This is a genomic window from Pseudoxanthobacter sp., from assembly GCF_036822375.1.
Taxonomy (GTDB): Bacteria; Pseudomonadota; Alphaproteobacteria; order Rhizobiales; family Segnochrobactraceae; genus Pseudoxanthobacter.
In genome coordinates this window covers 1-6328 of record NZ_DAISHT010000004.1, presented here as the reverse complement: position 1 = coordinate 6328, position 6328 = coordinate 1, and the positions used below count along the sequence as shown (strand labels likewise).

Below are 6328 nucleotides of genomic sequence, written 5' to 3'. Positions count from 1 at the left end.
GTCCGCCGGAGAGGCGGGGCCGGCCTCCGGCAGCGCAGCGCCTTCCGGCTCCGGCCCGGCCACGGCTTCAGGCGCCGCCGCAAGGGGGGCGGTCTCCGGTTCCGCCGCCCCGGCCACCGGCGCGGGGGGATCTTCTTCGGCGGTCGTCTCCGGCATCAGCCCGGCGCCGTGGCGCTGCAGATCGTCGGGGGCGGAGCCGGCGGGCGGAGCGCTCTCCTCCGCTTCCTCCAGAAGCGGCGCAATCACCGCCGGGGCAACACCGGCAACGGGCTCGGGCCGGAACACCGGGGGCGCATCGTGCTGCACGGCCGGCGGCGCCTGATCCTGCAGGGCCGGCGCGGCAGCCTCGTCATGCGGGCCGGCGTCATGCGGGCCCGGACCGGCGTCATGCGGGCGAGCATCATGCGGCGCGGCGGAAGCTGCGTCCGGGGCGCTCTGTGCCGGCTCCTCCGCGGCCGGAGCGGCCTCTGCCGCAGCCGGCGCTCCGTCGGGCGCCGGTCCGGGCGCTGTCTGCGATGCGGTTTCGGGCAGGGCCTCCGGCGGCTGGCCTTCAGCCGGGGGCAGAGTGTCTTCCGGCGCATCGGACCCCGCCGGCGCGGCGGCTTCGTCCGTCCGGGAACGCCATCCGAACAGGCGGCCGAGCAGGCCGCGCTTCTCTTCTGCCATGACTTATCCTTCCCCCTCGTGCGGCGGCGCATTCCGGCGTCGCCGGCCGCCGGTCTCTGGCGTGGGCCCGTGTCTGGTGGTGCCGTCAGGCGGCTTCGGCAAGAAGCCGCGTGCCCTCGTGGCCGGTGATGCGGGCCGACAGCACCTCGCCCGGCCGGCCGCCGGCAATCACCGTGGGCGTGAACTGCTCGGTGCGGCCAAGGCCGGCGCTTTCCACCAGCACCTGCCGCATACGGCCGACCTCGGCGGCAAGGTGGGCGGAAAGCCGCGCCTCGCCCAGCTGCCGCAGAGCATCGGCCCGCGCCCGGATGAGCGGGCGCGGCAACTGCGGCATGCGCGCGGCCGGCGTGCCGTGGCGCGGCGAATAGGGAAAAACGTGCAGATAGGTCAGGCCGCAGTCTTCCACATGCTTCAGGCTGTTGGCGAACATCGCGTCGGTTTCCGTCGGGAAGCCGGCGATGAGGTCGGCGCCGAACACCACGTCCGGCCGGATCGCCCGCACGCTGTCGCAGAAGCGCACCGCATCGGCGGCAAGATGCCGGCGCTTCATGCGCTTCAGAATCATGTCGTCGCCGGCCTGCAGGGACAGATGGAAATGCGGCATCAGCCGTTCTTCCCCGGCAATGGCCCTCATCAGGCTGTCGTCGACCTCGATGGAATCGATGGACGACAGCCGCAGCCGCGGCAGCTCCGGCACCAGCTTCAGGATGCGGGTGACGAGTTCGCCCAGCCGCGGCGCGCCGGGCAGATCCTGCCCGTAGGAAGTGAGATCGACGCCCGTCAGCACCACTTCCGGCGTGCCATGGGCGACGATGCGGCGGATCTCGCTCACCACCGCCCCCATCGGCACCGAGCGCGAAGGGCCGCGGCCATAAGGAATGATGCAGAAGGTGCAGCGATGGTCGCAGCCGTTCTGCACCTGCACGAAGGCGCGGGTGCGCCCTTCCAGCCCGTCGATCAGGTGGGCGGCGGTCTCGCGCACGGCCATGATGTCGTCGACGCGGATCTTCTCCGCCGCCGCCAGGCCGAAATCGGCCCCCGCGGCCGGGCCGGCCGGGCGGTTGTCGCCGGCCACGCGGCGCCAGGCGGCGGGGTCGAGCTTCTCGGCATTGCCGAGCACGAGGTCCACCTCGGCCATATCGGCAAAGGTGCCGGGCTCGGTCTGGGCCGCGCAGCCGGTCACCACGATGCGCGCCTCGCCGTTCTCGCGCCGCGCCTTGCGGATTGCCTGCCGCGCCTGCCGCACCGCCTCCTGCGTGACGGCGCAGGTGTTGATGACCACCGTCTGCTTCACGCCGGCCGCCTCCGCCTCGCGGCGGATGACTTCCGATTCGGCGGTGTTGAGGCGGCAGCCGAAGGTGAGGATATCGACGGCCATCAGGCAGCCCTCGCCGGGTCGAGGACGACGGCAAGGCTCTCCCGGTCGATCACGCCGGTGGCTTCCGTCTCGGTCGGGCCGGTCATCAGAATGTGGCCATCCTCGCCCCACGACAGGTCGAGTTCGCCGCCCGGCAGCACGATCGTCGCCGCCCGGCCGGTGCGCCCGGTCAGCACCGCCGCCACCATGGTGGCACAGGCCGCCGTGCCGCAGGCCCGCGTCAGCCCGGCGCCGCGCTCCCACACCTTCAGCGTGATGCGGTCGGGGCGGTCGATGCGGGCGAGCGAGACGTTGACGCGCTCGGGAAACAGCGGGTGATGCTCGATGACCGGGCCGAGGCGGGCAAAATCGATGGCATCGGGGTCCGCCACCCAGAAGATGGCGTGGGGATTGCCGACATTGACCACCGTCGCCGGGCCCAGCAGCCCGGCCCCGCGGATGGCCTCCGCCCCCGGCACGCCGGCCAGCGGCACGGCCACGGCGCGGATATCGGGCACGGCATGGGCGAGCGGAATCTCGTTCCACGCCAGACGCGGAACGCCCATGTCGACGCTGACGGTGCCGGGCCGGCCGCCGGGCGTGCAGATCAGCCGGCCGGCATCGGTGGCCAGCACGAGCCGCCGCGCGCCGCCCTCGCCGAACAGCACATCGGCCACGCAGCGCGTGCCGTTGCCGCAGGCGGAAACTTCCGAGCCGTCGGAATTGTAGATGCGCATGAAGCAGTCGACATCGCCGGCACCGTCATGCAGCGCCATGATCTGGTCGAACCCCAGCCCTGCGGCGGGCTCCGCCAGCCGGCGGGCCTCCGCCGTCGTCAGCGGGGCATGGCCGCCGCGCAGGTCCACCACGGCAATCGCATTGCCGAGGCCGTTCATTTTCACCACCGGAAGGCCCGTGCTCATGGCCGCGCTCATGGCTTTCATCCTGGCTCATGTCCCGCTTCGCCCGCAGGGCGGCCGAACGGGCCTTCAATGCACAAATGCGCCCGCCGCCGGCCCCGTCATGCGGGGCGGCGGTCCAACGCGCGCGTGATCCTTATATGGCCAATGGCCGCGGGAAGCAAAAGGCCGGCGCGATGGCAACGCGGCAACGGCGGCGCGAAAGCCGGCCCGGCACGCAGCGGAAGCGCTTCTGCCCGGCGCGCGGCACTGATATGACGGTTTGTGAACGTTGCCGTGGCAGGCTTTGCCCTCGCTCCCGCCGGCCCGGCAGGCTTTCCGATGCGGCTCTCACCCGGTTTTCGTTCGTTCATGGCTTCCCCGTCCGCCTCCCCCGCGCCATCGGCCTCCGGCTCGTCGCGCTCCGTTCTCGTCGCCGCCCTTGCGGTCGTTGTGCTGGTTGCCGCCGGCTGGTGGTGGCTGGGCCGCCCTGTGGCGGTGCCGCCTTCGCCGCTGGCCCCGGGCGAGGAAATCGCCTGCCTGTCCTACGCGCCCTATGAGGGCAGCCAGACACCGTTCGACCCCAACCTGTGGATCGCGCCCGAGCAGATCGACCGCCAGCTTGGGGAACTCGCGAAGGTGACGTCGTGCGTGCGCACCTATTCCACCGGGCAGGGTCTGGCCGCGGTGCCGGAAATCGCCGCCCGCCACGGGCTGAAGGTGCTGCAGGGCATCTGGCTCGGCCGCAACCGCACCGATAACGCCAAAGAAATCGCCGCCGCCATCGAACTCGCCAAGGCCTATCCGGATTCGATCCGCGGTTTCGTCGTCGGCAACGAGGTGCTGCTGCGCCGCGACCTGCCGCCGGAAACGCTGGTGGAGGCGATCCGCACCATCCGCAAGGCCGTGGCCCCGATCCCGGTCACCTATGCCGATGTGTGGGAGTTCTGGGAGCGCAACACCGAGATCGCCCGGGACGTCGATTTCGTCACCATCCACATCCTGCCCTACTGGGAAGACCAGCCGGTCAACGTCAGCAAGGCCCGCGACCACGTGGCGGACGTGCGCCGCGAAATGGGCACGCTGTTCGGCGACAAGCCGATCCTGATCGGCGAAACCGGCTGGCCGAGCCGCGGCCGCATGCGCGAGGGCGCGCTGCCGACGCCGGCCAATCAGGTCGCCTACCTGTCGGAGATCATCGCGCTCGCGAAGAAAAACGGCTGGGATTACAACCTCATCGAGGCGCTGGACCAGCCGTGGAAGCGCAAGCTGGAAGGCACCGTCGGCGGCCGCTGGGGCGTGCTCGACGATGCCGGCAAGGTCAAGTTCCACTGGGGCGAGGCCATCAGCAACCACCCCGGCTGGCTGTGGCAGGCGGCCATCGGCATCGTTGCCGCCGCCGTGGTCATGGGGCTGGGGCTGAAGGCGCGCGGGATGAACGCGGTGGGACGGCTGTCGCTGATCGCCCTCGTCACCGGTTTCGCCCTGCCGTGGTGGCTTGAAGAGGCGCCGGTCGTCAGCCTCGATGGCTGGGACTGGGCCTTCGCCGCCGCCACGCTGGCGCTGACGGTGCTGATGCCGCTCGCCGCCGCGCCGATGGTGGCCCGCGGCATTCCGCGCCTGCGGCTGGAAGCGCTGCTGGGTTCTGCGGAAACGCCGGCCGGCACCGGTGCGGCGGGCCGCATCATGGGCTGGCTGACCTTTGCCACCCTCGTCATCGGCGTGCCGACGCTGATCGCGCTGCTGGTCGATTCGCGCTACCGCGACTTCCAGTTCGCCGCCTTTGCCGGTCCGGCCATCGCGGTTGCCATGGTGGGCGCCGCCGGGGCGGCCGGCCGCGTGGAGCGGCTGTTCAGCGCCCTCATTCTGGTCACCGCCATCGGCGTGATCCTGAACGAGGGCGCGGACAACGGTCAGGCGTGGGCTTTCGCCCTCGACTTCATCGTCCTGGCGCTGGCCCTCAGGCCTGTCGGGCGCGGGACGCCGGCGCCCGCCGGGCAAGGGAAAGCAGTGCCAGCGTAAGGGCCAGCGCACCCGGCCAGGCGTTGAACAGCACCAGACACAGCGCGGCGGCCACGAAGGTGGCCCCGAAGGCCGCCACGCCGGGGCGCAGCAGCGCATAAAGGCCGATCAGCACGGCCACGATTCCCGGCACCACGGTGCGGAAACCCTCGTTGAAGCCGAAGCGGACGGCGCAGGTGAGCGAGCGCTCACCCGCCTCGCAGGCCTGCGCGATGGCCGTCACGTCGATGAGGCCATAGCGCAGCCACAGCGCCGCCCCCAGCGCAACCGCGCTGGCAAGACCCACCTTCACCACCGCGCCCGTTGAAAAACTCAGCCGATCCAAAGTCTGCGGCTCCTTCCGGCAATCCGGCACCCGGCCGGCGGCCGGGGCAGTCGGGCGAACCATGGCGGCTCCATGGCCGCCGCGCAACGGCGAAATTGCCGCCGCCCGCCGGCCGCCGCAACCCGCCCGTGCCCCGCCATGCCTTGACGCAGGGGGGTGCGCTTCCTACCTTCCCGCCATGGATTGAGTCTCCGCCGCGGTGGCCGGCCATGGCGGAAAAGGCCGTGTGCCGGTTCCGGTTTCCCGGGGCGGCTGTGCCAGCAAGGCGGGCCGGCGGAACAATCACGCAATCTTAACGTCGCCAGCGGCGACATATGAGGTTCGACATGGCTGAAGCCGAAGATTCCGCGACGGTGCAGGTGACCGACGCGTCCTTCAAGGACGACGTTCTCAACTCCGATCTGCCGGTCGTGGTGGATTTCTGGGCCGAGTGGTGCGGCCCCTGCAAGATGATCGCCCCGGCGCTGGAAGAGATCGCCGGCGAGCTTGAGGGGCAGGTCCGCATTGCCAAGGTCAACGTGGACGAGAATCAGGCCACCGCCATCAAATACGGCGTCCGCTCCATTCCGACCCTGATGGTCTTCAAGGGCGGCGAGCTGGCGGCCCACAAGGTGGGGGCGGCGCCCAAGAGCGCGCTGGCCGACTGGATCAAGGCCGCCATCTGAGGCCTGTCCGTTCCCGATGTCCCGCCGGGCCGGCCAGCCGGCAGCGGGCCCCCGTTGCAAGGCATGCGGCCCGCGCCCCGAGACCCTGATCCGGCCTCGCGCGGGCCGTGTTTTTGCCGGCCCTTTTACCGACCCGTTCATTCCGAGACCCGAGCGATGACCACCGACAGCGGCGAAACGACACCCGAAACCGAGAAGACCGCGACCGAGACCGCCCCGGAGGCCGGCGCGGCAGCGGCCGATCCCCTTTCCGCCCTGAAAGCGGAGAACGACCAGCTGCGCGACCAGCTTCTGCGCACGCTGGCGGAGATGGAGAACCTGCGCCGGCGCACCGAGCGGGAAGTGCAGGACGCCGGGCGCTATGCCATCACCGGCTTTGCACGCGAAGTGCTGG

The 6328-nt window shown here is 71.1% G+C and carries 6 protein-coding genes and 1 pseudogene; 3 read left to right on the top strand and 4 right to left on the bottom strand.

Translation table 11 applies throughout. The features are described from left to right. The 3 genes and pseudogenes from V7067_RS01095 to dapF form a co-directional block, all read right to left on the bottom strand. Positions 1-306, bottom strand: a pseudogene (locus tag V7067_RS01095) (hypothetical protein); the annotation flags it as partial. A 445-nt stretch (positions 307-751) separates the two neighbouring features. Beyond that, positions 752-2044, bottom strand: coding sequence for a tRNA (N(6)-L-threonylcarbamoyladenosine(37)-C(2))-methylthiotransferase MtaB (gene mtaB / locus V7067_RS01090; RefSeq protein WP_334174020.1), 1293 nt, complete (start codon positions 2042-2044; stop codon positions 752-754). After that, the gene (gene dapF, locus V7067_RS01085) at positions 2044-2946 is read right to left on the bottom strand and encodes a diaminopimelate epimerase (RefSeq protein ID WP_334174019.1); all 903 of its coding nucleotides are present in this window, start codon (positions 2944-2946) and stop codon (positions 2044-2046) included. Before dapF ends, mtaB begins: the two co-directional genes overlap by 1 nt. A gap of 348 nt (positions 2947-3294) precedes the next feature. Between dapF and V7067_RS01080 the strand changes: the two genes are divergently transcribed. Then, entirely contained in the window at positions 3295-4944 is a 1650-nt protein-coding gene (locus tag V7067_RS01080) for a beta-1,6-glucan synthase (RefSeq protein WP_334174018.1), read from the top strand. On the opposite strand, the gene V7067_RS01075 is transcribed toward V7067_RS01080, so the two are convergent. Then, entirely contained in the window at positions 4883-5269 is a 387-nt protein-coding gene (locus tag V7067_RS01075) for a hypothetical protein (RefSeq protein ID WP_334174017.1), read from the bottom strand. The two genes, V7067_RS01080 and V7067_RS01075, sit on opposite strands and share 62 nt — an antisense overlap. Before the next feature lie 326 nt (positions 5270-5595). Between V7067_RS01075 and trxA the strand changes: the two genes are divergently transcribed. Further along, a complete protein-coding gene (trxA, locus tag V7067_RS01070; RefSeq protein WP_334174016.1) occupies positions 5596-5934 on the top strand; it encodes a thioredoxin in 339 nt (112 codons plus the stop codon). Positions 5935-6090: 156 nt separating this feature from the next. After that, positions 6091-6328 (top strand): nucleotide exchange factor GrpE (gene grpE / locus V7067_RS01065; RefSeq protein WP_334174015.1); only part of this gene is annotated, 238 nt, incomplete at its 3' end.

What these genes read in the sequence shown, in the direction of transcription:
- V7067_RS01080 (WP_334174018.1), top strand. Translation starts at nt 3,295, where the DNA reads ATGGCTTCCCCGTCCGCCTCCCCCGCGCCATCGGCCTCCGGCTCGTCG.
- dapF (WP_334174019.1), bottom strand. Translation starts at nt 2,946, where the DNA reads ATGAGCACGGGCCTTCCGGTGGTGAAAATGAACGGCCTCGGCAATGCG.
- trxA (WP_334174016.1), top strand. Translation starts at nt 5,596, where the DNA reads ATGGCTGAAGCCGAAGATTCCGCGACGGTGCAGGTGACCGACGCGTCC.
- mtaB (WP_334174020.1), bottom strand. Translation starts at nt 2,044, where the DNA reads ATGGCCGTCGATATCCTCACCTTCGGCTGCCGCCTCAACACCGCCGAA.